Consider the following 22,513-nt stretch of genomic DNA (forward strand, 5'->3'; position numbering starts at 1 on the left):
CAAGGGCACAGACCTTGGCCGTGCCCTGAATCTCGCGATGTCGACCGAGCGCTTACTCGATGACGAACAGCGGTTCGCCGTATTCCACCGGCTGGCCGTCTTCCACCAGGATGGCCTTGATCACGCCGGAGCGGTCTGCTTCGATCTCGTTCATCAGCTTCATCGCTTCGATGATGCACAGCGTGTCGCCGGCGCTGACGCTCTGGCCCACTTCGATGAAGGACTTGGCGCCCGGGCTCGGCGAGCGGTAGAAAGTGCCGACCATCGGCGACTTCATCGCGTTCTGGGTGTCGGCGGCCGGGGCGGCGGCGGGAGCGGCGGCTGCCGGAGCCGCGGCCGGGGTGCCGGCCGGAGCGGCGTACATCTGCGCCATCGGCTGGACAAAAGCTTGTTGAGCGACCGAGGATACGCGGGTGATGCGGACTTTTTCCTCGCCTTCGGTCACTTCCAGTTCGGCGATGCCGGACTCTTCGACCAGGTCGATCAGTTTTTTCAGTTTACGCAGGTCCATTGTCGATCCTTCGATTTGGATATTCTGTTCTGTAACGATGGTCAGGCTTGCGCGGATAGGTGTCGTACCGCGTGAGCAAGCGCCAGTTCGTAGCCATGGGCGCCCAGACCGCAGATCACGCCGAGCGCCAGATCGGAGAAATACGAATGCTGGCGGAACGGTTCGCGGGCGTGGACGTTGGATAGATGTACTTCAATGAACGGAACCTTCACCGCGGCCAGCGCGTCGCGCAGCGCGACGCTGGTGTGGGTGAACGCCGCCGGATTGATCAGGATGAAGGCGGTGCCGTCATCCAGGCATTGGTGTATGCGTTCTATCAGTATGTGCTCGGCGTTGCTCTGCAGCGCGGACAGGGAAAAGCCCGCCGCTTTGGCCTGCTGAGTCAGGCGCCGATTGATGTCGTCAAGGGTGTCCCGGCCGTAGTGTTGTGGTTCCCGAACGCCAAGCAAGTTGAGGTTGGGGCCGTGCAGCACGAGGATGGATTGGCTCAAGGCCAGGCTCCTGTTTTTCATCTTGGCCGCGAGTTTGCCGCAATTCGCCGCAAGATGTCCAGCGTTTGCGGGATTTAAAACGGTTGTTTGGTGCGCCGCGCCGCGCATCGCTTCGCGCGGTTTAGAGTGAAGGCCCTAGATTTTTCGGCGTTTTTTCGGGCGCGCGCGTTTTCGCCATGCCGAGAGGATACTGTGGCGAAAAGTCGGAGATGGCAAGGGCTGTCGACGCGCGGCACTGTGCCCGGAGAGTGGGCGCGGGTATAATTCGCCGATTCAGAACGATAGTTTCCGCAATGCAGCTTTCCGATTTCGACTACCACCTGCCCGAGGCGCTGATCGCGCAGCACCCGCCGGCCGAGCGCGGCGCCAGCCGCCTGTTGCACGTGGACGGCATGACGCTGTCCGACCTGAGCTTCGCCGACCTGCCGTCCCGGCTGCAAGCCGGCGACCTTCTGGTGTTCAACGACACTCGCGTGATCCGCGCCCGCCTGTTCGGCGAAAAAGCCAGCGGCGGCAAGGTTGAGGCCTTGATCGAGCGGGTGCTGGACGACCACACCGCGCTGGCCCATGTCCGCGCCTCCAAATCGCCGAAGCCGGGCAGCCGGCTGATCTTCGCCGGCCGCTGGGAGGCGGAGATGGTGGAGCGCCACGACGCCTTGTTCAAACTGCGCTTCCTGGCCGAGGAAAACGTCTACGACATCCTGGAAGCATCCGGCAAGCTGCCGCTGCCGCCTTATATCGAGCGCAGCGCCGAGCACGACGACGACGAACGCTACCAGACCGTCTACGCCCGCGAGCAGGGCGCGGTGGCGGCGCCGACCGCCGGCCTGCACTTCACCGACGAGATGCTGGCCGGGCTGAAGGCCCAGGGCGTGGAAACCGCTTTCGTCACGCTGCACGTAGGCGCCGGCACCTTCCAGCCGGTGAAGGTGGACAACGTGGCCGAGCACAAGATGCACAGCGAGATCTACGACATTCCGCAGGCCACGGTGGATGCCGTCGCCGCCGCCCGCGCCCGCGGCGGCCGCGTGGTGGCCATCGGCACCACCAGCGTGCGCGCGCTGGAATCGGCCGCCCGCAGCGGCGAGTTGACCGCCGGCCGCGGCGAGACCGACATCTTCATCACGCCAGGATACCGCTTCCGCGTGGTGGACCGCCTGCTGACCAATTTCCATCTGCCCAAGTCGACGCTGCTGATGCTGGTGTCGGCCTTCGCCGGCTACGACGAGATTTTCCAGGCTTACCGCCACGCGGTGGAGAAGGAATACCGTTTCTTCAGCTACGGCGACGCCATGCTGCTGGAAAAGAAGACCTGACCGCGCCGCCGCGGTCCAATCAGATATAGAGGGATCATGCCCATGTCCGGACTTGCGCCAGACGCCGCCCAGCCGGTGGAAATCCAGCTGCACCAGGTGTCGAAGATATTGGAAATCGCCTTCGACGACGGTGCCCGCTTCGAGCTGCCGTGCGAATACCTGCGGGTCTACTCGCCGTCGGCGGAAGTGCGCGGCCACGGCGCCGGCCAGGAGAAGCTGCAGAGCGGCAAGATGCATGTGGGCATCACGGCGTTGGAGCCGGTCGGCCATTACGCGCTGAAGATCACCTTCGACGATGGCCACGACAGCGGCCTCTACAGCTGGACCTATCTATACGAGCTGGGCGCCAAGCGCGGCCAGTATTGGCAGCAATACCTGGACAAGCTCGCCGCCGCCGGCGCGAGCAGGGAGTGAACATGGATAAGACCACGCATTTCGGTTACAAGACCGTGGCGGAGAGCGACAAGGCCGGCAAGGTGGCTGAAGTCTTCCACTCGGTGGCCGGCAAATACGATGTGATGAACGACCTGATGTCCGGCGGCCTGCACCGGGTGTGGAAGCATTTCACGCTGACCACCTCTGGCGTGCGCGCCGGCGACAAGGTGCTGGACATCGCCGGCGGCACCGGCGACCTGTCGCGCGGCTGGGCCAAGCGCGTGGGCAAGACCGGCGAAGTGTGGCTGACCGACATCAACAGCTCGATGCTGACCGTGGGCCGCGACCGCCTGCTGGACGAGGGCGTGATCCTGCCGGTGTCGCTGGCCGACGCCGAGAAGCTGCCGTTCCCGGACAATTATTTCGACGCGGTGTCGGTGGCCTTCGGCCTGCGCAACATGACCCACAAGGACGGGGCGCTGAAGGAGATGTGCCGGGTGCTGAAGCCGGGTGGCAAGTTGTTCGTGCTGGAGTTCTCCAAGGTGTGGAAGCCGCTGTCGCCGTTCTACGATTTCTACTCGTTCAAGGCGCTGCCGGTGATGGGCAAGCTGGTGGCGGGCGATGCCGACAGCTACCAGTACCTGGCGGAGTCCATCCGCATGCACCCGGATCAGGAAACGCTGAAGCAGATGATGCTGGACGCGGGTTTTGGCAAGGTGGACTACCATAATTTGACCGGCGGCGTTGTTGCGCTGCACAAGGGCGTCAAGTTCTGATCTCGCGGGAGAGCGCTTCATGGCCATCCAGATCGCAGCCTTCAACCATCTGCTGAACCAGCACCCGGCTCGGCGCGCCGAGCTGGCGGCCCATGCCGGCCGCCGGGTGGCGATCGCGCTGCCGCCGCTGCACGTGGCCGGCGTGATCACCGAAGAAGGCTGGCTGGCTGCCTGCGACGGCGAGCCCGAGGCCAGGCTGAAGCTGCGCCACGGCGCGGTGCTGTCGCATCTGACCGGCCAGGCGCCGCAACTGGCGGATATCGCGCTGGAAGGCGATGCCGAGCTGGCGTCTGCGGTGGGGCGCATCGTCGGCCAGCTGCACTGGCACGCCAGCGAGGATTTGTCGCGGGTGTTCGGCGACGTGGCCGCACAGCGGATGGAAAACCTGGCGCGCGGCTTGTTCGGCTTCAAGGGCCAACTGGCCTTCCGCCTGGCCGATGGCTGGATCGAGCATCTGCGCGAAGAGGCGCCGCTGTTGGCCAGCCGCCATCTGGTGCAGCGCTTCGTCGCCGAAGTGGACCATCTGCGCGACGACGCCGGCCGCTTGGACAAGCGGCTGGAACGCCTGGAAACCGCGCTCAACAATAAACAGAATTCCCAGACCTGACGGATCTATGTCGATATCGCGTTCGCTGAAGATTGTTGCCACCCTGTACCGTTACGGCCTGGACGATTTCCTCGAGGGCCACTCCAGGCTCGCCTTCCTGCACAAGCTGTTCGGCCTGTGTCCTGTTCGCCGGGACACCTCGGCGCCGCTGCCGCAGCGGGTGAGGCTGGCGCTGGAGAGCCTGGGGCCGATCTTCGTCAAGTTCGGCCAGGTGCTGTCCACCCGCCGCGACCTGCTGCCGCCGGAATACGCCGACGAGCTGGCGCGGCTGCAGGACCGGGTGCCGCCGTTTGACGGCGAGATCGCCCGCCAAGTGGTGGAACGCAGCCTCGGGCGCAAGGTGGAGGAGCTGTTCGTCGATTTCGACCTGAAGCCGGTGGCCAGCGCCTCGGTCGCCCAGGTGCACAAGGCCTGGCTGCGCCAGCCTGACGGCGGCCGCGGCCGCGAGGTGGCGGTCAAGGTGCTGCGGCCGGGCATCCTGCCGGTGATCGAGCAGGACCTGTCGCTGATGCGGACGCTGGCGGGCTGGGTGGAGAAACTGTTCTCCGACGGCAAGCGGCTGAAGCCGCGCGAGGTGGTGGCCGAGTTCGACAAATACCTGCACGATGAGCTGGACATGATGCACGAGGCGGCCAACGCCTCGCAGCTGCGGCGCAATTTCAAGGGCTCGGACATGCTGATCGTGCCCGAGGTGTTTTACGACTACTCCAGCCGCGAGGTGCTGACGCTGGAGTGGATGCACGGCATCCCGGTGGGGCAGATCGACAGGCTGCGCGAGGCCGGCGTCGACCTGAAGAAGCTCAGCCGCTTCGGCGTGGAGATCTTCTTCACCCAGGTGTTCCGCCATGGCTTCTTCCATGCCGACATGCATCCGGGCAATATCTTCGTCGCGCCGGACGGCCGCTACATCGCGCTGGATTTCGGCATCGTCGGCAGCCTGACCGATTCCGACAAGCATTACCTGGCGGTCAACTTCCTGGCCTTCTTCAACCGCGACTACCACCGCGTGGCCACCGCCCACATCGAATCCGGCTGGGTGCCCAAGGATACCCGCGCCGAGGAGCTGGAAGCCGCGGTGCGCACCGTGTGCGAGCCGATCTTCGAGAAGCCGCTGAGCCAGATCTCGTTCGGCATGGTGCTGCTGCGCCTGTTCGAGACCAGCCGCCGCTTCAACGTCGAGATCCAGCCGCAGCTGGTGTTGCTGCAGAAGACCCTGCTCAATATCGAGGGCCTGGGCCGGCAACTGGATCCGGAGCTGGACCTGTGGGACACCGCCAAGCCGTTCCTGACCAAGTGGATGAACGAGCAGATCGGCTGGCGCGGCCTGCTGCGCACGCTGAAGCACGAGGCGCCGCAGTGGGCGACCACGCTGCCGACCCTGCCGCGCAAGCTGAACGAGGCGCTGGGCTCGGCCAGCAGCGATCTGTTGGTAGAGGGCTATATGCACCTGATGCGCGAGCAGAAGCGGCAGAATTTCCTGCTGATGCTGATCGCCATCCTGCTGGCAGGACTGCTGGCGAAGATGCTTTGGTAGGGAAGCGTCTTCAGATGGAAGCATGCCGCCTTGCGGGACGATGGCGGCGCAAACGGGCAACGGCCATCGGCCGCGGCCCGTTTTTCATGTCAGGCGCGTTTATGCTGTGGACAAGTGGCGGTTCGGAGATCGGCTGTGGATAAGAGGCGCGAGCCCAGGCCCTGATCTTGTGTTGCGCCTTCGCGCCGCGCTTGTTGTGTTGCGAGTGTCGTCGGATGCGAGCCAAAGACATATTTTCTGGCGGCGGCCTGGCGTCGGCCGCCGCCAAATGACCGCGGGGACAGGCTGTCGGCATGAAGTTTCCATGGCATGGTGCTAATTTTCTCCGGACGCCGCTGGCGGGACGAAAAATGCGGTAATCTTGGCAAAAAATACCACTCATCAGGAGCTGCTTATGTTAAGCCGCAACGCGGCCGTGCCGCGCATCGTCATCGTCGGGGGCGGAGCCGGAGGGCTGGAGCTGGCCACCAGGCTGGGACGCACGCTGGGCGCGCGGCACCGCGCGCAGGTCGTGCTGGTGGACGGCTCGCCCACCCATATCTGGAAACCGCTGCTGCATGAAGTGGCCACCGGCGCGCTGAACACCGGCGAGGACGAGGTCAACTACTTCGCCCATGGCTACCGCAACGGCTACGATTTCGAGTTCGGCTTCATGCAGGGCCTGGACCAGAAGCGCCGCACCATCCGCCTGTCGGCGATACCCGGCAGCGACGGCCAGTTGCTGAGCCCCGAGCGCGAGATCGGCTACGACTGGCTGGTGATCGCCGTCGGCGCCGAAGCCAACGATTTCGGCACGCCCGGCGTAGCCGAGCACGCGATGTTCCTGAACACCCCCAACGACGCCGAGAAGCTGCGCCACCGCGTGCTGGAGCAGGCCTTCCGCGCCAGCAGCGGCGAAGCGCCCGCGCGCGCGCTGTCCATCGCCATCGTCGGCGGCGGCGCCACCGGCGTGGAGCTGGCGGCCGAGCTGAACCACACCATGTGCGAGCTGCACCACTACGGCGCGCGTTTGCAGCCGGAGCGGGTGAAGATCAGCGTGATCGAAGGCGCGGACCGCATTCTTGCCGCCGCGCCGCCGTCCTTGTCCGCCTATGCCGAGGAGCAGCTGGCCGGCAAGCACATCCAGGTGCTGACCGGTAGCCGGGTGGCGGCGGTGGAGGCGGACGGCGTGGCCTTGTCCGATGGCCGCAAGGTGGAGGCCGACATCACGGTGTGGGCGGCCGGCGTCAAGGCGCCGGGCTGGCTGGCCGGCCTGGATGGGCTGGAAACCAACCGCATCAACCAGCTGGTGGTGGATACCCGGCTGCATTGCGCCGGCGGCGACTGCGTCTACGCAATGGGCGACTGCGCGGCCGCGCCGGACGGCGATAGCGGCCGCATGCTGGCCGCCACCGCCCAGGTGGCTCACCAGCAGGCGCGCTATCTGGCCGACGAATTGGCGCGGCGGCTGGACGACAAGCCGGCGCGGCCGTTCGCGTTCAAGCCGCAGGGCATGATGGTGTCGCTGGGCAAGCACACCGCGGTGGGCAGCCTGGCGGCGGTGGTGGGGCCGAAGCGCGACTACCATGTGGAAGGCCGCGGCGCGAAACTGATCTACGCCTCGCTGTACCGGATGCACCAGGCGGCCGTGCACGGCTGGGCGCTGGCGATTTTGCTGTTCATCGGCGACAAGCTGCGCCGGGCGGCGCGGCCGGCGTTGAAGCTGCACTGAGGCTGGTCCGGCGGGTCCGAGGCCCGTCTGCATCGATGCCGTTCGCCTGCTTGGCGAGCGGCATTTTTGTATCTTGAGATGGGATGGATTTTGGTGGAATCCGCATGCGCGGATGATGTTTGGGATGGCGGGGCTGCCCGCCGGGCAGGCCAGGGGGCTGCGCGGCCAGCCCCCCTGCACCCCCAGACCGACCCTCAGGCCGACCCTCAGGCCGACCCTCAGGCCGCGAGTTCCCGCCCTGAATTCCGAGGGCAAGGCGCTGGCGAACTCGGCGCGCGCTAACGTCGCGCGCCTCAAGCATGCGCCAGCTTAAGACCTTGCCCTCAGCTTTCAGGACGGCGCGTCCAGAAGGGGAAGTCGGGCGCTTCATGATTATCCAGGCTTCGAGTGCCCATCTAACCGCAATCGGCATCATCCTGGTCCGAGGCTGTTTTGCCAGTACCGGCCCAAAGAGGATTTAGATGGCTGCCGACAGCAGTGATTCATTGACACCGCTTGTATCTGGCTGGCCGGTATTTGGTGCTGCGCCGCAGCTTGACCCATTCCCGCCTTTCTTCGATTCTGTTTTGACATTCGCATATCGAAGGAGCGGGCATGGAGTTGGGCAAGTGGTTGGATGAGCGCCCGCTGGGCGGGTTTCAGTACCGGCTGTTGGCGTTGTGCGGGCTGTGCATGATTCTGGACGGCTTCGACGTGCAGGCGATGGGCTATGTCGCGCCGGCCTTGCTGGAGGATTGGGGCATCGCCAAATCGGCGCTGGGGCCGGTGTTCGCCGCCGGACTGTTCGGTCTGCTGCTGGGCGCTTTGTTGTTCGGCGTCTTGTCCGACCGCATTGGCCGTCGGCCGGTCTTGCTGACCTGCACCTTGATGTTCGCCTCGGGGATGTTGGCGACGGCGGCGGTTCAGACGCTGCCGCAGTTGATCGCGCTGCGCTTCCTCACCGGCCTGGGCCTGGGCGGCATCATGCCCAACGCGATGGCGCTGGCTGGCGAGTACAGCCCGGCGCGGCGGCGGGCCAGCCTGATGATGGTGATTTCCTGCGGTTTCACCGCCGGCGCGCTGCTGGGCGGCCTGCTGGCGGCGTGGTTGATTCCGGCGCACGGCTGGCGCTCGGTGTTCATCGTCGGCGGCGTCGCGCCCTTGCTGCTGTGGCTGCCGATGCTGCGCGGCTTGCCGGAGTCGGCGCGCTTTCTGCTGCTGCGCGGCCGCGCGGAGCAGGCGTCGTTCTGGCTGAGGCTGATGGAGCCGGGCTTGCCGGCCGATTGCCGGCCGTGGCTGGCGGAGACGCCGACGGCCGGAAACTCCGTGGCCGCGCTGTTCGGCGACGGGCTGGCTCGGCGCACGTCCTTGCTGTGGCTGCTGAGCTTCCTGAACCTGATCGTGCTGTATTTTCTGTCCAACTGGATGCCATCGCTGCTGCGCGCGCAGGGCCTGCAGATGCGCGACGCGCTGCTGGCGGGCAGCATGCTGCAGCTGGGCGGCGTGGTCGGCACCTTGCTGCTGGGATGGTGGATAGACCGCGGCGGGTTCCGCAGGATATTGCCGCTCTGTTTCCTGTTCGCCGCGCTTGGCTTGTGGCTGCTGGGGCAGGTGGAGGGACAAGCCTTGTGGCTGTACGCGTTGTTGTTCTGCGTCGGTTTCTTCATCATCGGCGGCCAGCCGGCGGTCAACGCGCTGGCGGCCAGCGCTTATCCCACCAGCCTCAGGGCCACCGGCGTCGGCTGGAGCCTGGGCGTCGGCCGCGTCGGCTCGGTGCTGGGGCCGTGGCTGGGCGGCGTGCTGATCGGCCTAGCCTGGAGCCAGGCGGCGCTGTTCGCGCTGCTGGCGCTGGTGTCGTTGGCTTCGGCCGCCGTGGTGTGGGTGTACCACCGCGACAGCGGCCGGCCGCGCAGGCGCGAGGCGCTTTAAATCGCCAGCAGCGCGGCGACCACGCGGCGGTCTTCGGCCAGCAGGATGTTGAAGGTGCGGCAGGCGGCCTGGGTGTCCATGCATTCGACGCCGATGCGGGCCTGGGTCAGCGCCGCGTACAGCCGGGGATGGACGAAGCGCTGGGCGGCACCGGAACCGAACAGCACCACTTCGGGCCGGTAGGCCAGCAGCGCCTCGAAGTGTTCGGCGGCGAGGCTGGAGAAGTCTGGCGCGGCCCAGGCGGTCACCGCGTCGGCGCTGACGATCAGGTTGCCGTCGTGGCGCTGGGCGTTAATCAGCACGTGGCCTTTGCCGTAGCCGGTGAACAGGTTCTGGCCGGGTCCCAGCGACTGATGCATTTTCATCGGATTGGCTCCATTGGCGTGTGTGTGGGGCGCGGCGGGCTGGCCGCGCGGCGGCGCTGTGCAGCGCACCAAAGATTGGGATAGGATTATACCCAGACCCGAGGCCGGCGCGACCACGCGCAAAGCGTGGTTTCCATCCGGCCGGACAATGACAAGAGATCCCATGAAACAACCACACCGCCAGCGCAAGACCGTTCCGTCCGGCGGGCGGCCTGAAACGGAAGTCGCCGCCGCCATGCAGCCAGTGCACAAATCGCAGAAACTCTCCAACGTCTGTTACGACATCCGCGGCCCGGTGCTCGAGCACGCGAAGAAGATGGAGGACGAGGGCCATCGCATCATCAAGCTGAACATCGGCAACCCGGCGCCGTTCGGCTTCTTCGCGCCGGACGAGTTGATCGAGGATGTGATCGCCAATCTGCCGGCGGCGTCCGGCTATTCCGACTCCAAGGGATTGTTCGCCGCGCGCAAGGCCATCATGCACTACGCGCAGCAGAAGCATCTGCCGAATGTGGCGATGGACGACATCATCGTCGGCAACGGCGTGTCCGAGCTGATCGTGATGGCGATGCAGGCGCTGCTGGACAACGGCGACGAAGTGCTGGTGCCGGCGCCGGACTATCCGCTGTGGACTGCCGCGGTGAGCCTGGCAGGCGGCCGCGCGGTGCACTATGTCTGCGACGAGGAGCAGGGCTGGTTCCCCAGCATTGACGACATCCGCGCCAAGATCACGCCGTCCACCCGCGCCATCGTCATCATCAACCCCAACAACCCGACCGGCGCGGTGTATCCGCCCGAGCTGCTGCAGCAGATCGTCGAAGTGGCGCGCCAGCATCAGCTGATCATCTACGCCGACGAGATCTACGACAAGGTGCTGTACGACGAGGTGAAGCACACTTCGATCGCGTCCCTGGCGCCGGATCTGTTCGTGGTGACCTTCAACGGCCTGTCGAAGAATTACCGCGCCTGCGGCTACCGCGCCGGCTGGATGATTCTGTCCGGCGAGAAGAAGCACGCCAAGGATTACATCGAGGGCCTGAACATGCTGGCCTCGATGCGCCTGTGCGCCAACGTGCCGTCGCAGCACGCGATCCAGACCGCGCTGGGCGGCTATCAGAGCATCGACGATCTGGTGGCGCCTGGCGGACGCCTGGCGCGCCAGCGCGATCTGGCGCACAAGCTGTTGACCGATATCCCGGGCGTGTCCTGCACCAAGCCGCAGGGCGCGCTGTATCTGTTCCCGAAGCTCGATCCCAAGGTGTACCCGATCGCCGACGACCAGCAGTTCATCCTGGAGCTGCTGCAGCAGGAGAAGGTATTGCTGGTGCAGGGCACCGGCTTCAACTGGATTGCGCCGGATCACTTCCGCGTGGTATTCCTTCCCAACTCGGACGATCTGATCGAAGCCATCGGCCGCATCGCGCGCTTCCTGGAAAGCTACCGCAAGCGTCACGGCGCCGCCGAGTAAGCGTTTGACCTGGGGCGGCGGACGGTCCTCCGCCGCCTGAGGACTGTCTGGACAGGCTCGGCCTGTCCAGACGGCCTTCGGCCGGAATAAAACCAGGGACTGAATGGAGATGTGCATGAAACCGATCAATATCGGCCTGCTGGGCGTGGGCACCGTAGGCGGCGGCACCGCCACCGTGCTGAAACGGAACGCCGGCGAGATCACCCGCCGCGCCGGCCGCGAGATCCGCCTGCTGGTGGCCGCCAGCCGCGACGCGGCCAAGGCGCGCGCCGCGCTGGGGCCGGAGGTGTCTGTGGTGGACGACGTGCACCAGGTCGTCGACAACCCCGAAGTCGACATCGTGGTCGAACTGATCGGCGGCGACGCCATCGCCAAGGAACTGGTGCTCAAGGCCATCGCAAACGGCAAGCACGTGGTCACCGCCAACAAGAAGCTGCTGGCGCTGCACGGCACTGAGATCTTCGCCCGCGCGCAGGAAAAAGGCGTGATGGTGGCGTTCGAAGCGGCGGTGGCCGGCGGCATCCCCATCATCAAGACCCTGCGCGAAGGCCTGGCGGCCAACCGCATCGAATGGATTGCCGGCATCATCAACGGCACCTCCAACTTCATCCTGACCGAGATGCGCGATAAGGGCGCGAGCTTCGCCGACGTGTTGGCCGAGGCGCAGAAGCTGGGCTACGCCGAGGCCGACCCGACCTTCGACATCGAAGGCCACGATGCCGGCCACAAACTGACCATCATGGCGGCGCTTGCCTTCGGCATCCCGATGCAGTTCGACCAGTGCTATCTGGAAGGCATCAGCAAGCTGGACGGCCGCGACATCCGCTACGCCGAGGAGCTGGGCTACCGCGTCAAGCTGCTGGGCCTGACCCGCCGCACCGACCAGGGCGTGGAGCTGCGCGTGCATCCGACGCTGATTCCGGAAGGCCGGCTGATCGCCAACGTCAACGGCGTGATGAACGCGGTGCTGGTCAAGGGCGACGCGCTGGGCCCGACGCTGTACTACGGCGCCGGCGCCGGCGCGCTGCCGACCGCGTCCGCGGTGGTGGCCGACATCGTCGACGTCACCCGCTTGCTGACCTCGGACCCGGAGCACCGCGTGCCGCATTTGGCCTTCCAACCGGACCAGCTGCAGGATCTGCCGATTCTGCCGATCGCCGAGGTGACCAGTTCCTATTATTTGCGGATAGGGGCGATAGACCGCGCCGGCGTGCTGGCCAACATCACCCGCCTGCTGGCCGAGAACGGCATTTCGATCGAGGCGCTGATCCAGAAGGGCTCGGTGTCCGACGGCACCGCCGAAGTGGTGATCCTGACCCATCGGGTGCAGGAGAAGGCGATCGACCGCGCCATCGCCGATATCGAGGCGCTGGACAGCGTCGCCGGCCAGGTGGTGCGTTTGCGAATGGAAGAGTTGAATGACTAAGTTCTTGCAAGCCGGCCTGTGCGCGGCGTTGTTTTCCGGCATCGCCGCGGCCACGCCGCTCAGCTCTGGCCAGCACCAGTTGCTGCAGGGTTTTTTGATGCGAAGCTGCGTCAAGCGCACGCCGGCGTCCGACGGCGTTGGCCAGCCCGGCAACGAGCAGGTGCAGCGCTACTGCCAGTGCGCGAGCGAGAAGCTGGCCGGCACCTTCTCCGAGGAAGAAGTGATGGGAGTGGTCACCGGCCAGATCAAGAAGGACGATCCGCGCGGCAAGCAGAGGCTGAAGGAAGCCTCCGCCGCCTGCGGCCAATACCTGGAACAACGTTGATGCGATATATCAGTACCCGCGGCGGCATGGCGCCGCTGCCGTTCTGCGAAACCGTGCTGATGGGCCTGGCGCCGGACGGCGGCCTGCTGCTGCCGGAGCGCTATCCGCAAATCGACCGCGCCACGCTGGATGCCTGGCGCGGCCTGGGCTACGCCGAACTGGCGTTCGAGATCATCCGCCTGTTCGCCGACGACATCCCGCCGGACGACCTGAAAGGCATCGTCTCGCGCGCCTATCGCGCGGAAACGTTCGGCAGCGAGGCCATCACGCCGATCAAGCGCCTGCATGACGGCCTGGCGATCCTGGAGCTGTCCAATGGCCCGACGCTGGCGTTCAAGGACATGGCGATGCAGTTCCTCGGCCAGCTGTTCGAGTATGTGCTGGACCAGCGCGGCGAGACGCTGAACATCCTGGGCGCCACCTCCGGCGACACGGGCTCCGCCGCCGAATACGCGATGCGCGGCAAGCGCGGCATCCAGGTGTTCATGCTGAGTCCGGACGGCAAGATGAGCGCCTTCCAGCGCGCGCAGATGTACAGCCTGCAGGACCAGAACATCCACAACATCGCCATCCAGGGCATGTTCGACGACTGCCAGGACATCGTGAAGGCGGTGCAGAACGACCACGCCTTCAAGGCGAAGCACAAGATCGGCACCGTCAACTCGATCAACTGGGCCCGGGTCGTCGCCCAGGTGGTGTATTACTTCAACGGCTATTTCCGCGCGACCGCCAGCAACGACGAGAAAGTCAGCTTCTGCGTGCCGTCCGGCAACTTCGGCAACGTTTGCGCCGGCCACGTGGCGCGCAGCATGGGCTTGCCGGTGGAGCGCCTGATCGTCGGCACCAACGAGAACGACGTGCTGGACGAGTTCTTCAAGAGCGGCCGCTACGCGCCGCGCGGCAGCGAGCGCACCTATGTCACCTCCAGCCCGTCGATGGATATTTCCAAGGCGTCCAACTTCGAGCGCTTCGTGTTCGACCTGGTCGGCCGCGACGGGGCGAAAGTGAAGCAATTGTGGGCCGAGGTGGACGCCGGCGGCGGCTTCCAGCTGGATGCGGAAACCATGGGGCGCGTGCGCGGCGCGTTCGGCTTCGTCTCCAGCAAGAGCGCGCACGCCGACCGCATCGCCACCATCCGCCAGGTGGACGCCGAGGACGGCGTGGTGGTGGACACCCACACCGCCGACGGCATCAAGGTGGCGCGCGAGCTGCGCCGCGGCGGCGAGAACGTGGTCTGCCTGGAAACCGCGTTGCCGGCCAAGTTCGCCGAGACCATACGCGAGGCGCTGGACCGTGATCCGCCGCGCCCTGCCGGTTTCGAGGCGCTGGAGTCGCTGCCGCAACGGGTGGTGACGCTGCCGGCGGACGCTAGCCAGGTGAAGGCACTGATCGAGAAGACGTTGGGCTGATCCAAGCCCGGCGCTCAGGCAAAAAAACAGGCTCCCTCGGGAGCCTGTTTCGTTTTGGAGGAAATGATCAGAACGACATGGCGACGCCGATGTTGCCGCCGGTTTGGTTGCTGCCATTCTTGCCGCTGGTGGCGGTCAGCTGGCCGAAGGCAGTGACGGTCTTGTTGAAGTTGGCGCTGACGCCGGCGGTCCATTCCACCCAGTTGGCGTCCGGCTTGCCCAGATTGGTGGTCCAGTCTCCGACGGTAGTGGCGAGGCCGGCGGTCACGTTGCGGTCGCCCTGCTTGAACTCGTGGGCGAGGCTGACCTTGGCGTAGGGGCTGAACCTGCCGATGTCTGCGTCCAGCTGCCAGCCGACGCGGCCCACCAGCGAGCTGACGTTCTGGCTGGAGAAGTTCATGCTGCTGCTGTTGCCGCCCTGCTCGGCGAAGCCGGCGATCTTGGCGTAGGCGTAATCCAGGCCGACCACCGGCCCGGTGGTGACGCCGCGGTACTGCATCCGGTAGCCGCCGGCGGCGCGCAGGCCGAACTGGGTGGCGCGGGTCTTGCCGTCGATGCCCACCGTTGTCGGCCCCAGAGTCACGTTGCGGTAGGTGTCGAGATCGCCGGAGCCGAGGTGCAGGTCGCCGTCCACCCAGAACTTGTTCTGGTTGTAGCTGGCGAAGCCGCTCATCAGCGTGGTGCGGTCGTTGATGCTGCCCGGCGTGCCGACGCTGTCGACATCGGTCTTGCCCTGCTGGCGGGACATCGCCAGGCCGACGCTCAGCGCCGGGGTGGCCTGGAAGTCCAGACCCACCGTGTAAAGCTGGCCCTTGGGCTTGGCCGACAGGCCGCCGTAGCTGGCCTTGTCGGCGCTGAAGGCGCCGTCCGCGAAGGCGCTGACCGTGCCGACCGCGCGCTTCTGCGATCGGATGGCCTGGTAGCGGGCATCCAGCGCGCCGCCCAGCTGGCGGGCGTTGTTCAGCGATGATTCCGGGATGGCGGCGGCGAAGTAGGGGGCCTGCAGCAGGCCGTAGACGTAGTCGCCGATGATCTTGTTGGCGGCAGGAGTCGGGTGCAGCTGGTCGCTGAATACATTGTTTTGGCTAGATAGTGAGCTAGTGCATTGGATGGCGCTAGTGTAGCAATCAGATCCAATGACGCTTGTGAAGCCGTATCGAGTCGGATTGGCAAGAATTTCTTGGAATAGAGTCGCGATGTTTGGACGAACAATATTGTGTTGCAGTCCAGAGCTTTGCAGGCTCATATCCAGCAGCTGATTGTAGCCAGCTGATAGTTGTTGCAGGCTAGGGGAAATTCCGGGGTTTGTTGCTGTTCCATCGCCATTGTATGCAGTGACGACGCTTCCAGAGGGGACCGCGGCGTTCTGCGCAGTCAGTGAGGTGTTTGCCGCAGTTAGCGCGGCTTGGACCAGCGCGGCAGACGTGGCCGAAGAGGAGCCTTGGCTGCCAAGAACGCTCCATGCTACTCCCCAAGCCGTATTAACTTGGGTGTCTGTGACGACTGTTACACCTGCCAGCTTGTTTATCTGTTGTTGCACTGCGACCAAAGACATATAAACGGCGAGTGGGGCCGCGGCCATATTGGGCAGATTCGGTACTATGATGGTCTTGGCACCCGCTTGCTGTAATGCTTGGACCTGTGCTGCCGCGTATTGCGCGGATGTCCCGATCAGCTGCGTGCCGGATGTGCCTGATGCGGTTCCGACTGCTGCGATGACATCGTTCCCTCCGATCCATACAGAGTAAACAGCATTCGGATCTGCTTTTCCTCCGGTTTGACTTAAATAGTATTGCACTTGTTGTGGCAGCTCTTGGATGGCCAGCGAGCCGCCTGGTCCATATTGTTCGACTGAGCCACTGCTACCGGAAGTGCCGGGAAATTGGGTGATCGATTGGTAGGTTTGTGCAACTGCGCCACCTTGGGCGTAGTTGTTGCCGCTGCGGCTGGTGCTGCTATTGAGAGGATTGTTGGCGACAGAGCTCAGGCCATAATGACCAGTCAATATATTGGTCCAATTCGGACCATAACCAGTAGTCCAGCGTGCGCCGGCCGGCAGACCGGATTGTCCGCCAAAAGCGCCGACGTCGGACAGGCTGTCGCCGAAGAAGTAAATATTGCTGTAAGCATGGGCGGCTGCGGGCAGAGCCATCGCGGTAGCTAGGGCGAGTGTGGTCAAGCGGTTGCGCATCATGTTCCTCTTTTCGTTCGGGGTGTTGTCTGCTGTTATTAGTGTCAAGAGTCTAAGCTCTAATCAAACGATTATTCGAATATGACGACCGTTTGTCAATCGCCGTCGCGCCAGGAGGGAGCATCGGTTAAAATGCAGGCATGCGAAGACTAATCATCGGCCTGTGCTGGCTGCTTGCCGCTGGCCTCGCCTGGGGTGGCGGAACGCAGGATTTGGCGCAGCTGGAGCGTCTGGCGAATCTGTTTCTGAAGCGCGAGCTGGAAATGCGGGCCGCCACATGGACGCTGGGGCAACTGGACCGACGGTTGGCGGTGCCGGCTTGCAAGGCGCCGAAAGCGGATTGGGCGACGCCGGGCGTGACCACCGGATCCACTTTCGTGGCGGTGTCCTGCCAGGAGCTGGGCTGGTCCTTCCGCATTCCGGTGAGGATCAATGAGAAGCGGCTGGGCGTGGTGCTGAACCGCGCGATGACGGCTGGCGAGACCATCAGCGGCGACGATGTGCGGGTGGTGGACATCAGCAATCCCGCCTTGGCCAGCAATGTGCTGACCGACGCCAGCCAGGCGGTGGGGCAGGTGCTGCGGACCGGCGCGCCAGCCGGCGTTTGGCTGCGCAACTTCATGGTGCGCGCGCCGTATCTGGTGCGCAGCAACCAAAGGGTGAAGGTCCTGGCGCAGGGCGATGGCTTCAGCGCCGAAGCCGAAGGCACGGCGCTGGCCAACGCGGCCCAGGGCGAGCAGATCAGCGTGCGGCTGAGCACCGGACGGGTGGTTCGGGGCGCGGTCCAGGCGGACGGCAGCGTGGCCGTGGTTTTCTAGACTGGGAAATCTCGCAGAAAATAGTTCAAGAGATTGTTTTTTCGGTCGATAATAGGATCAGTTGAGTTTAGCTACGGGAAGGTCAGGCCATGAAGATCGACAATTCGGGCAAGCTGTCGGGCACTTACAGCACCCAGAGCAAGCCGTCGCCCCGTGCTTCCTCCAGTTCCAGCAGCAGCGCGAGCGCTGGCGACGACAGCGTGAAGATCGATTCGCTGGCGAGCAAGCTGAGCGCCATCGGCAACGATCCCAGCACCCAGCAGCCGTCGTTTGACGCGGCCAAGGTGGATCAGATCAAGTCTGCGATCGCCAACGGCAGTTTCAACATCAATGCCGACAAGATCGCGGATGGCTTGATTTCCTCTGCCCGCGAGCTGTTGAATGGTTGAGGCCTAGGCCGGGACGGATAACGGAAGAAGCGATATGTCAGCCGTCGAGCAGTTCGTCAATTATTGCCGGGACGAGACCGAAATCGTCGACCGGCTGGTCGACTTGCTGGAGCAGGAGCAAGCGCTGCTGATCCAGGGCGAGAGCCTGCCGTTGGAAGGGTTGGCGGACCGCAAGAGCGAGGTGCTCGATCTGCTTGCCGTGCAGTCGTCGCAACGAGGGCGGCTGATGGAGTCGCTGGGCGTGCAGGACAAGGATACGCTGTACATCTGGCTGGCGGACAAGCCTGAGGCGTGCGTCGAGTGGACCCGGCTGGAGGATGCGGTGAACCGCGCGCAGAGCATCAACCAGCTGAATGCCGTTTTCGTCAGCGAGCGCCTGGCGCTGGTGGAGGGATCGCTGGATGTGCTGCGCAGCGCCGCCGCCGCGACGCTGGGCTATGGCCGAGACGGCCAGACGCCGGAACTGGTGACCGGACGCCGTTTGCTGGGGTCCGCCTGAGCCGTTTTTGCCGGAATGATTTGCACGGGGCGCGCGAAGCGCCCCTTGTTGTTTCTGGCGCGGCCGCGATATCTCGGGTGGGCGCGCCCCTGCCTTTATGGTATCTTCCCCAGCGGTCCCGTGAAAACCGCTAACCAGAATCCATGACCCTGATTTCACTGATTCTTGCCCTGGCTTTGGAGCAATTGCGTCCGCTAGGCAATCGCAACCGAGTGTGGCTGCTGTTCACCCGCTACGCCAACCATCTCGAGCGCAACCTGAATGCCGGCGCCGAGCGCCATGGCGTGCTGGCGTGGCTTGCCGCCATCGTGCCGGCGCTGCTGTTGAGCCTGTTGCTGTTCTATTCGCTGAAGGCGATGAGCCCCGTTCTGGCACTGGCCTTCAATGTGCTGGTGTTGTACCTGACTATGGGCTTTCGCCATTTCTCCAGCGCCTTTTCCGAGATTTCCCAAGCGTTGGCCGAAGGGCGCGAATACGACGCCCGGGTGGCGCTGGCCAATTGGACCGGACTGCCGACCGCTGAGTTGTCGGTGGAGGAGATTTCCCGTCTGGCGATAGAGCAGGGGGTAGTCGACAGCTATCGCCACGTGTTCGGCACGATGTTCTGGTTCGTGGTGCTGCCGGGACCGTCCGGCGCCTTGTTGTACCGCTTGTGTTCTATGCTGAATCAGAAGTGGGGCAGCCGGAATGCCGACGAAGATCCGTTCGGCCTGTTCGCCGCCCGCTTCGCGGCCTGGCTGGATTGGATTCCGGTGCGCCTGACCGCGGTTTCGTTCGCTATCATGGGCGATTTCGAGGATGCGATTTATTGCTGGCGTTCTCAGGCGCGGACGTGGGGCAACTACGCCAACGGCATTCTGCTGGCGTCCGCCGCCGGCGCGCTGGGCGTCAAGCTGGGGGACCCGCTGCGCCAGGATTATTCGGTGAAATACCGGCCGGAACTCGGTTTGGGCGATGAAGCCGATCCCAGCTTCTTGAAAAGCGCGGTTGGCTTGGTGTGGCGTTCCGCCTTGCTGTGGCTGGCCGTGACGCTACTGATCAGCGTGGTCAGCCATATGGGTTGATCTGGAGTCGCCGCCTGCGGGCGGCGTGTTTCTGTCTGCCGCCGGTTTAGAGCGGCCAGCATGGCAAGCGCCCGAAACCGAGCGATGTCTGATGAGTCTGGCAGCTGTTATTGATGAACATCGGGGCGCGTTGGCGCGAAAGGCGCAACGTGCCCTTACGTATTGCAGGAGTGTGTTGAATGTTGTTTTCCGAACTCGGCTTGTCGCCGGAAATCCTGCGTGCCATTGACGAGCAGGGCTATAGCCAGCCGACGCCGATCCAGGAGAAGGCGATTCCCCTGGTGCTGTCTGGCCGCGATCTGCTGGCCGCTGCCCAGACCGGCACCGGCAAGACCGCAGCCTTCATGTTGCCGATCCTGGAGAGGCTGAAGAAGTTCGCCAATACCAGCGTGTCGCCGGCGATGCATCCAATCCGCGCGCTGGTGCTGTCGCCGACCCGCGAGTTGGCCGATCAGATCGGCGTCAATGTGCAGAGCTACACCAAATATCTGCCGTTGCGCGCCACCACCGTTTACGGCGGCGTCAATATGGACCCGCAGACCCAGGAACTGCGCCGCGGCGTGGAAGTCCTGATCGCGACGCCGGGCCGCCTGCTGGACCACATCCAGCAGAAGACCGTGCAGCTGAACAAGGTGGAAGTGCTGGTGCTGGACGAAGCCGACCGCATGCTGGACATGGGCTTCATCCAGGATATCCGCAAGATCATGGGCATGTTGCCGAAGGAGCGCCAGACGCTGCTGTTCTCCGCGACCTTCGCGCCGGAAATCAAGCGCCTGGCCGCCGATTTCATGCATACGCCGCAGACTGTGGAAGTCGCGCGCCAGAACGCCACCAACGAGCAGGTCGAGCAATTGGTGTTCAAGGTGGACAACTTCAAGAAGCGCCAGGTGCTGGCCCACTTGATCCGCTCGCGCGAGATGAGCCAGGTGATCGTGTTCTGCAAGACCAAGATCAGCGCGGACCAGCTGGCGCGCGATCTGAAGCGCGATGGTCTGGATGCTGAAGCCATCCATGGCGACAAGACCCAAGGCACGCGCCTGGAGACGCTGGCCGCCTTCAAGGAAGGCAAGCTGCGCGTGCTGGTAGCCACCGACGTCGCCGCGCGCGGCCTGGACATTTCCGAGCTGCCTTATGTGGTTAACTTCGAGATGCCCAATTCGCCGGAGGACTACGTGCACCGTATCGGCCGCACCGGCCGCGCCGGCGCCAAGGGCGTGGCGATTTCGCTGATGGGGCCGGAGGAGACGCGCCAGCATGAGGCGATCGAGAAACTGACCAAGCAGACCTTGACGCCGCAGAGCGTGGATGGTCTCGGATTGTCCGGTCAGCAGCGGTCGAAGCCGATGCTGACGCCGATGCGCGAACCGATGCGTGAATCGTCGCGCGATCTGTCGCCGGCGCCGGTGTTGTCGGCAGGCAAGGGCGAAGGACTGAAGCAAGCCCGCCCGGGGCGCCGCAACCGCAAGGAAAAGCGCGAGGTGCCGGCCTTGCTGCTGCCGCCGCGCTACAAAGTCGAAATCATCCGTTAATGGCTGTTGATAAAACCCCGCTTCGGCGGGGTTTTGTTTTGACGGCGATTTCGCGGAAACGACGGCACGCTGGAGAACGGATGCTGAATCCGGCGGCAAGGGAGTCGATGACGATGAGCGGAGGGTGGGTTACGCCTGCCGCGCAGCCGGGATGCTGCTGGCCGCGGCTGTGCCGGCTGCGGGCGCTGGTGCATGAGGCCGCCATCCATTGCAACGATCCCAATTGCCCCATCTGCAATCCATGGCGCCGCCAATCGGCGCCGCTTTGACATGAGGCGCGAAAAACGCCGGCTGCGGAAGCGCTGCCGGCGTTTTGATTTTCAGGCTTGCGGCTCAGGCGTTGTCGCCGGGGCGCAAGGGCAGCGTGGCGATGTCGCGCACCGGCGTGCCGGCGTCGCGTTTGGCATCGGCGTGGCGGAATTGATCGCGCACTTCCTGCACCAGCAGGAAGGGCGTGTCAGCCGGCCAGGATTCGCTCCAGGTGGTGGCAATCATCGGCTCTGCCGACTGGGTTGGCGCGTGGTTGACGGCGTAGGTCTCGAATTGCCAGAGCAGGCTCAGCATCAGCAGCGTGGGCACGCCGCGGCGCCAGGCATGGAAAACAGGTGTGGTCATGGTGGGGATAGACCGTCCATCCAGGGTAAAGTTGCCTGACAGATTATATGGATGGAAATGAAAATGGAATAGTTTGCGGCCTGGGCGTCGCCTGAGGCCGTGGATCAGGCCATGCGGCCCAAGCCGCGAGGTTCTTCCAGCCCGGCCGGATCGATGTGGGTCATCACATCCAGAACCGGCAGCTCATTCAGCACACGGCCGCGGGCGCGCTCGGTGATTTCATGGGCCTGGTAGACATTGATGCGGCCATCCACCTCCAGGTGCACGTCCACCAGGATCAGGTCGCCCATCTTGCGGGTGCGCAGGTCGTGGATGCCGACAATGCCGGGCGTGTCCAGCAAGGTGTCGCGTATGGCTGCTATGTCTTCCTCGCTGGCGGCGCGGTCCATCAGATCGTGCAGCGCGTCCCAGGCGAAGTTCCAACCCATTTTGCCCACCAGCAGGCCGACCACCAGGGCCGCCACCGGGTCCAGTATCGGGTAGCCCATCAGATTGCCGGCCACGCCGGCGGCGACCACCAGCGAAGAGGCCGCGTCGGAGCGCGCGTGCCAGGCGTTGGCCACCAGCATGCTGGAGCGCACGCGCTGCGCCACCGCCAGCATGTAGCGGAACAGCGTCTCCTTGGCCAGCAGCGCCAGCGCGGCGATCCACAATGCCAGCGAGTGCACCGAAGGAATGTCTTCAGGATGCAGGAACTTGGCTGCCGCCGAGTACAGCATGCCGCCGCCGACCGCCAGCAGCAGCAGCCCGAGAACCAGCGATGCGGCGTTTTCGTAGCGCTGATGGCCGTAATGGTGATCGTCGTCCGGCTCCTTGCCGCTGTGCCGGCCGGCCAGCAGGACCACGAAGTCGGCGAACAGGTCGGACAAGGAGTGCACGCCGTCGGCGATCAGCGCCGAGGAATGCGACCACGCGCCGGCCACGATCTGCAGCGTGGACAGCACGATGTTGACGGCGACGCTGACCAGCGTGCTGCGGCGAGCGGCTTGTCGGCGTTCGGCGTTGTCGGCTTCGTCGCGGGCAAAAGTGTGGGTTTGGCTCATGGTGATTCGCATCGGCTGATCATCTTGGTATTTTATAATTATTTCCTCTATCGGTCATTAAATTTTGATTTATAAAGTAAATGATAATGAAAACGATAATGAGCCGCAGAGACCATTAAATAAATATGGTCAAACCTCATGAG

Annotated in this window: 22 protein-coding genes; 16 read left to right on the plus strand and 6 right to left on the minus strand. The window is 64.5% G+C overall.

The features are described from left to right. Nucleotides 1-52: 52 nt before the first annotated feature. Both accB and aroQ read right to left on the minus strand, forming a co-directional pair. Complete coding sequence (gene accB, locus VA599_RS15020) at nucleotides 53-511, minus strand: acetyl-CoA carboxylase biotin carboxyl carrier protein (RefSeq protein WP_021475510.1); 459 nt, start codon at nucleotides 509-511, stop codon at nucleotides 53-55. Nucleotides 512-552: 41 nt separating this feature from the next. Then, nucleotides 553-1,023: a type II 3-dehydroquinate dehydratase gene (aroQ, locus tag VA599_RS15025; protein ID WP_021475509.1), complete on the minus strand. Its 471-nt coding sequence runs from the start codon at nucleotides 1,021-1,023 to the stop codon at nucleotides 553-555. Between the two features lie 272 nt (nucleotides 1,024-1,295). Here aroQ and queA point away from each other — a divergent pair, with 272 nt between their 5' ends. From queA to VA599_RS15060, 7 genes are all read left to right on the plus strand, one after another. Continuing rightward, complete coding sequence (gene queA / locus VA599_RS15030) at nucleotides 1,296-2,318, plus strand: tRNA preQ1(34) S-adenosylmethionine ribosyltransferase-isomerase QueA (protein WP_346789310.1); 1,023 nt, start codon at nucleotides 1,296-1,298, stop codon at nucleotides 2,316-2,318. 42 nt (nucleotides 2,319-2,360) lie between these two features. Beyond that, the gene (locus VA599_RS15035; RefSeq protein ID WP_104946213.1) at nucleotides 2,361-2,732 is read left to right on the plus strand and encodes a gamma-butyrobetaine hydroxylase family protein; all 372 of its coding nucleotides are present in this window, start codon (nucleotides 2,361-2,363) and stop codon (nucleotides 2,730-2,732) included. A gap of 2 nt (nucleotides 2,733-2,734) precedes the next feature. Beyond that, nucleotides 2,735-3,469 carry a bifunctional demethylmenaquinone methyltransferase/2-methoxy-6-polyprenyl-1,4-benzoquinol methylase UbiE gene (ubiE, locus tag VA599_RS15040; protein ID WP_021475505.1) on the plus strand — a complete coding sequence of 245 codons (735 nt, stop codon included), beginning with the start codon at nucleotides 2,735-2,737 and terminating at the stop codon, nucleotides 3,467-3,469. A gap of 19 nt (nucleotides 3,470-3,488) precedes the next feature. Next, on the plus strand, nucleotides 3,489-4,076 hold the full coding sequence (locus VA599_RS15045) for a ubiquinone biosynthesis accessory factor UbiJ (RefSeq protein ID WP_104946214.1): 588 nt from the start codon (nucleotides 3,489-3,491) through the stop codon (nucleotides 4,074-4,076). 7 nt (nucleotides 4,077-4,083) lie between these two features. Continuing rightward, nucleotides 4,084-5,610, plus strand: a complete 1,527-nt coding sequence (gene ubiB, locus VA599_RS15050) for a ubiquinone biosynthesis regulatory protein kinase UbiB (protein WP_021475503.1) — start codon at nucleotides 4,084-4,086, stop codon at nucleotides 5,608-5,610. A gap of 394 nt (nucleotides 5,611-6,004) precedes the next feature. After that, nucleotides 6,005-7,321 (plus strand): NAD(P)/FAD-dependent oxidoreductase, encoded by a 1,317-nt coding sequence (locus tag VA599_RS15055; protein ID WP_021475502.1) that lies wholly within the window; start codon nucleotides 6,005-6,007, stop codon nucleotides 7,319-7,321. A 594-nt stretch (nucleotides 7,322-7,915) separates the two neighbouring features. Then, the gene (locus tag VA599_RS15060; protein WP_346789314.1) at nucleotides 7,916-9,229 is read left to right on the plus strand and encodes an MFS transporter; all 1,314 of its coding nucleotides are present in this window, start codon (nucleotides 7,916-7,918) and stop codon (nucleotides 9,227-9,229) included. Here the strand turns inward: VA599_RS15060 and VA599_RS15065 are convergent. Next, a complete protein-coding gene (locus VA599_RS15065) occupies nucleotides 9,226-9,594 on the minus strand; it encodes an Mth938-like domain-containing protein (protein WP_346789316.1) in 369 nt (122 codons plus the stop codon). The two genes, VA599_RS15060 and VA599_RS15065, sit on opposite strands and share 4 nt — an antisense overlap. Nucleotides 9,595-9,829: 235 nt before the next feature. On the opposite strand from VA599_RS15065, the gene VA599_RS15070 reads away from it, so the two are divergent. The 4 genes from VA599_RS15070 (at nucleotide 9,830) to thrC (ending at nucleotide 14,222) form a co-directional block, all read left to right on the plus strand. Then, nucleotides 9,830-11,062 (plus strand): pyridoxal phosphate-dependent aminotransferase, encoded by a 1,233-nt coding sequence (locus VA599_RS15070; RefSeq protein WP_346789415.1) that lies wholly within the window; start codon nucleotides 9,830-9,832, stop codon nucleotides 11,060-11,062. 115 nt (nucleotides 11,063-11,177) lie between these two features. Then, nucleotides 11,178-12,488, plus strand: coding sequence for a homoserine dehydrogenase (locus VA599_RS15075; protein WP_104946218.1), 1,311 nt, complete (start codon nucleotides 11,178-11,180; stop codon nucleotides 12,486-12,488). After that, nucleotides 12,481-12,813: a hypothetical protein gene (locus VA599_RS15080; RefSeq protein WP_346789318.1), complete on the plus strand. Its 333-nt coding sequence runs from the start codon at nucleotides 12,481-12,483 to the stop codon at nucleotides 12,811-12,813. Before VA599_RS15075 ends, VA599_RS15080 begins: the two co-directional genes overlap by 8 nt. After that, nucleotides 12,813-14,222 (plus strand): threonine synthase, encoded by a 1,410-nt coding sequence (gene thrC / locus VA599_RS15085; protein WP_346789320.1) that lies wholly within the window; start codon nucleotides 12,813-12,815, stop codon nucleotides 14,220-14,222. Before VA599_RS15080 ends, thrC begins: the two co-directional genes overlap by 1 nt. A gap of 67 nt (nucleotides 14,223-14,289) precedes the next feature. Here thrC and VA599_RS15090 read toward each other — a convergent pair whose 3' ends face one another. Then, nucleotides 14,290-16,416: an autotransporter outer membrane beta-barrel domain-containing protein gene (locus VA599_RS15090; protein ID WP_346789322.1), complete on the minus strand. Its 2,127-nt coding sequence runs from the start codon at nucleotides 16,414-16,416 to the stop codon at nucleotides 14,290-14,292. A gap of 137 nt (nucleotides 16,417-16,553) precedes the next feature. Between VA599_RS15090 and flgA the strand changes: the two genes are divergently transcribed. From flgA to VA599_RS15115, 5 genes are all read left to right on the plus strand, one after another. After that, on the plus strand, nucleotides 16,554-17,231 hold the full coding sequence (gene flgA / locus VA599_RS15095) for a flagellar basal body P-ring formation chaperone FlgA (RefSeq protein WP_021475493.1): 678 nt from the start codon (nucleotides 16,554-16,556) through the stop codon (nucleotides 17,229-17,231). Nucleotides 17,232-17,320: 89 nt separating this feature from the next. Beyond that, complete coding sequence (gene flgM / locus VA599_RS15100) at nucleotides 17,321-17,620, plus strand: flagellar biosynthesis anti-sigma factor FlgM (protein WP_021475492.1); 300 nt, start codon at nucleotides 17,321-17,323, stop codon at nucleotides 17,618-17,620. A gap of 34 nt (nucleotides 17,621-17,654) precedes the next feature. Then, nucleotides 17,655-18,119 (plus strand): flagella synthesis protein FlgN, encoded by a 465-nt coding sequence (locus tag VA599_RS15105; RefSeq protein ID WP_021475491.1) that lies wholly within the window; start codon nucleotides 17,655-17,657, stop codon nucleotides 18,117-18,119. Between the two features lie 143 nt (nucleotides 18,120-18,262). Continuing rightward, nucleotides 18,263-19,183 (plus strand): CobD/CbiB family protein, encoded by a 921-nt coding sequence (locus VA599_RS15110; protein WP_021475490.1) that lies wholly within the window; start codon nucleotides 18,263-18,265, stop codon nucleotides 19,181-19,183. Nucleotides 19,184-19,362: 179 nt separating this feature from the next. Beyond that, nucleotides 19,363-20,712 carry a DEAD/DEAH box helicase gene (locus VA599_RS15115; RefSeq protein ID WP_021475489.1) on the plus strand — a complete coding sequence of 450 codons (1,350 nt, stop codon included), beginning with the start codon at nucleotides 19,363-19,365 and terminating at the stop codon, nucleotides 20,710-20,712. Between the two features lie 333 nt (nucleotides 20,713-21,045). On the opposite strand, the gene VA599_RS15120 is transcribed toward VA599_RS15115, so the two are convergent. Next, complete coding sequence (locus VA599_RS15120; protein ID WP_021475488.1) at nucleotides 21,046-21,327, minus strand: hypothetical protein; 282 nt, start codon at nucleotides 21,325-21,327, stop codon at nucleotides 21,046-21,048. Between the two features lie 104 nt (nucleotides 21,328-21,431). Next, nucleotides 21,432-22,370, minus strand: coding sequence for a cation diffusion facilitator family transporter (locus VA599_RS15125; RefSeq protein WP_104946222.1), 939 nt, complete (start codon nucleotides 22,368-22,370; stop codon nucleotides 21,432-21,434). Nucleotides 22,371-22,513: the final 143 nt, after the last annotated feature.

The organism is Chromobacterium indicum (assembly GCF_039708975.1).
GTDB lineage: Bacteria > Pseudomonadota > Gammaproteobacteria > Burkholderiales > Chromobacteriaceae > Chromobacterium > Chromobacterium piscinae.

Coding starts and splice junctions, on each gene's coding strand:
- accB (WP_021475510.1), bottom strand. CDS start 511: ATGGACCTGCGTAAACTGAAAAAACTGATCGACCTGGTCGAAGAGTCC.
- aroQ (WP_021475509.1), bottom strand. CDS start 1,023: ATGAAAAACAGGAGCCTGGCCTTGAGCCAATCCATCCTCGTGCTGCAC.
- queA (WP_346789310.1), top strand. CDS start 1,296: ATGCAGCTTTCCGATTTCGACTACCACCTGCCCGAGGCGCTGATCGCG.
- VA599_RS15035 (WP_104946213.1), top strand. CDS start 2,361: ATGTCCGGACTTGCGCCAGACGCCGCCCAGCCGGTGGAAATCCAGCTG.
- ubiE (WP_021475505.1), top strand. CDS start 2,735: ATGGATAAGACCACGCATTTCGGTTACAAGACCGTGGCGGAGAGCGAC.
- VA599_RS15045 (WP_104946214.1), top strand. CDS start 3,489: ATGGCCATCCAGATCGCAGCCTTCAACCATCTGCTGAACCAGCACCCG.
- ubiB (WP_021475503.1), top strand. CDS start 4,084: ATGTCGATATCGCGTTCGCTGAAGATTGTTGCCACCCTGTACCGTTAC.
- VA599_RS15055 (WP_021475502.1), top strand. CDS start 6,005: ATGTTAAGCCGCAACGCGGCCGTGCCGCGCATCGTCATCGTCGGGGGC.
- VA599_RS15060 (WP_346789314.1), top strand. CDS start 7,916: ATGGAGTTGGGCAAGTGGTTGGATGAGCGCCCGCTGGGCGGGTTTCAG.
- VA599_RS15065 (WP_346789316.1), bottom strand. CDS start 9,594: ATGAAAATGCATCAGTCGCTGGGACCCGGCCAGAACCTGTTCACCGGC.
- VA599_RS15070 (WP_346789415.1), top strand. CDS start 9,830: ATGCAGCCAGTGCACAAATCGCAGAAACTCTCCAACGTCTGTTACGAC.
- VA599_RS15075 (WP_104946218.1), top strand. CDS start 11,178: ATGAAACCGATCAATATCGGCCTGCTGGGCGTGGGCACCGTAGGCGGC.
- VA599_RS15080 (WP_346789318.1), top strand. CDS start 12,481: ATGACTAAGTTCTTGCAAGCCGGCCTGTGCGCGGCGTTGTTTTCCGGC.
- thrC (WP_346789320.1), top strand. CDS start 12,813: ATGCGATATATCAGTACCCGCGGCGGCATGGCGCCGCTGCCGTTCTGC.
- VA599_RS15090 (WP_346789322.1), bottom strand. CDS start 16,416: ATGATGCGCAACCGCTTGACCACACTCGCCCTAGCTACCGCGATGGCT.
- flgA (WP_021475493.1), top strand. CDS start 16,554: ATGCGAAGACTAATCATCGGCCTGTGCTGGCTGCTTGCCGCTGGCCTC.
- flgM (WP_021475492.1), top strand. CDS start 17,321: ATGAAGATCGACAATTCGGGCAAGCTGTCGGGCACTTACAGCACCCAG.
- VA599_RS15105 (WP_021475491.1), top strand. CDS start 17,655: ATGTCAGCCGTCGAGCAGTTCGTCAATTATTGCCGGGACGAGACCGAA.
- VA599_RS15110 (WP_021475490.1), top strand. CDS start 18,263: ATGACCCTGATTTCACTGATTCTTGCCCTGGCTTTGGAGCAATTGCGT.
- VA599_RS15115 (WP_021475489.1), top strand. CDS start 19,363: ATGTTGTTTTCCGAACTCGGCTTGTCGCCGGAAATCCTGCGTGCCATT.
- VA599_RS15120 (WP_021475488.1), bottom strand. CDS start 21,327: ATGACCACACCTGTTTTCCATGCCTGGCGCCGCGGCGTGCCCACGCTG.
- VA599_RS15125 (WP_104946222.1), bottom strand. CDS start 22,370: ATGAGCCAAACCCACACTTTTGCCCGCGACGAAGCCGACAACGCCGAA.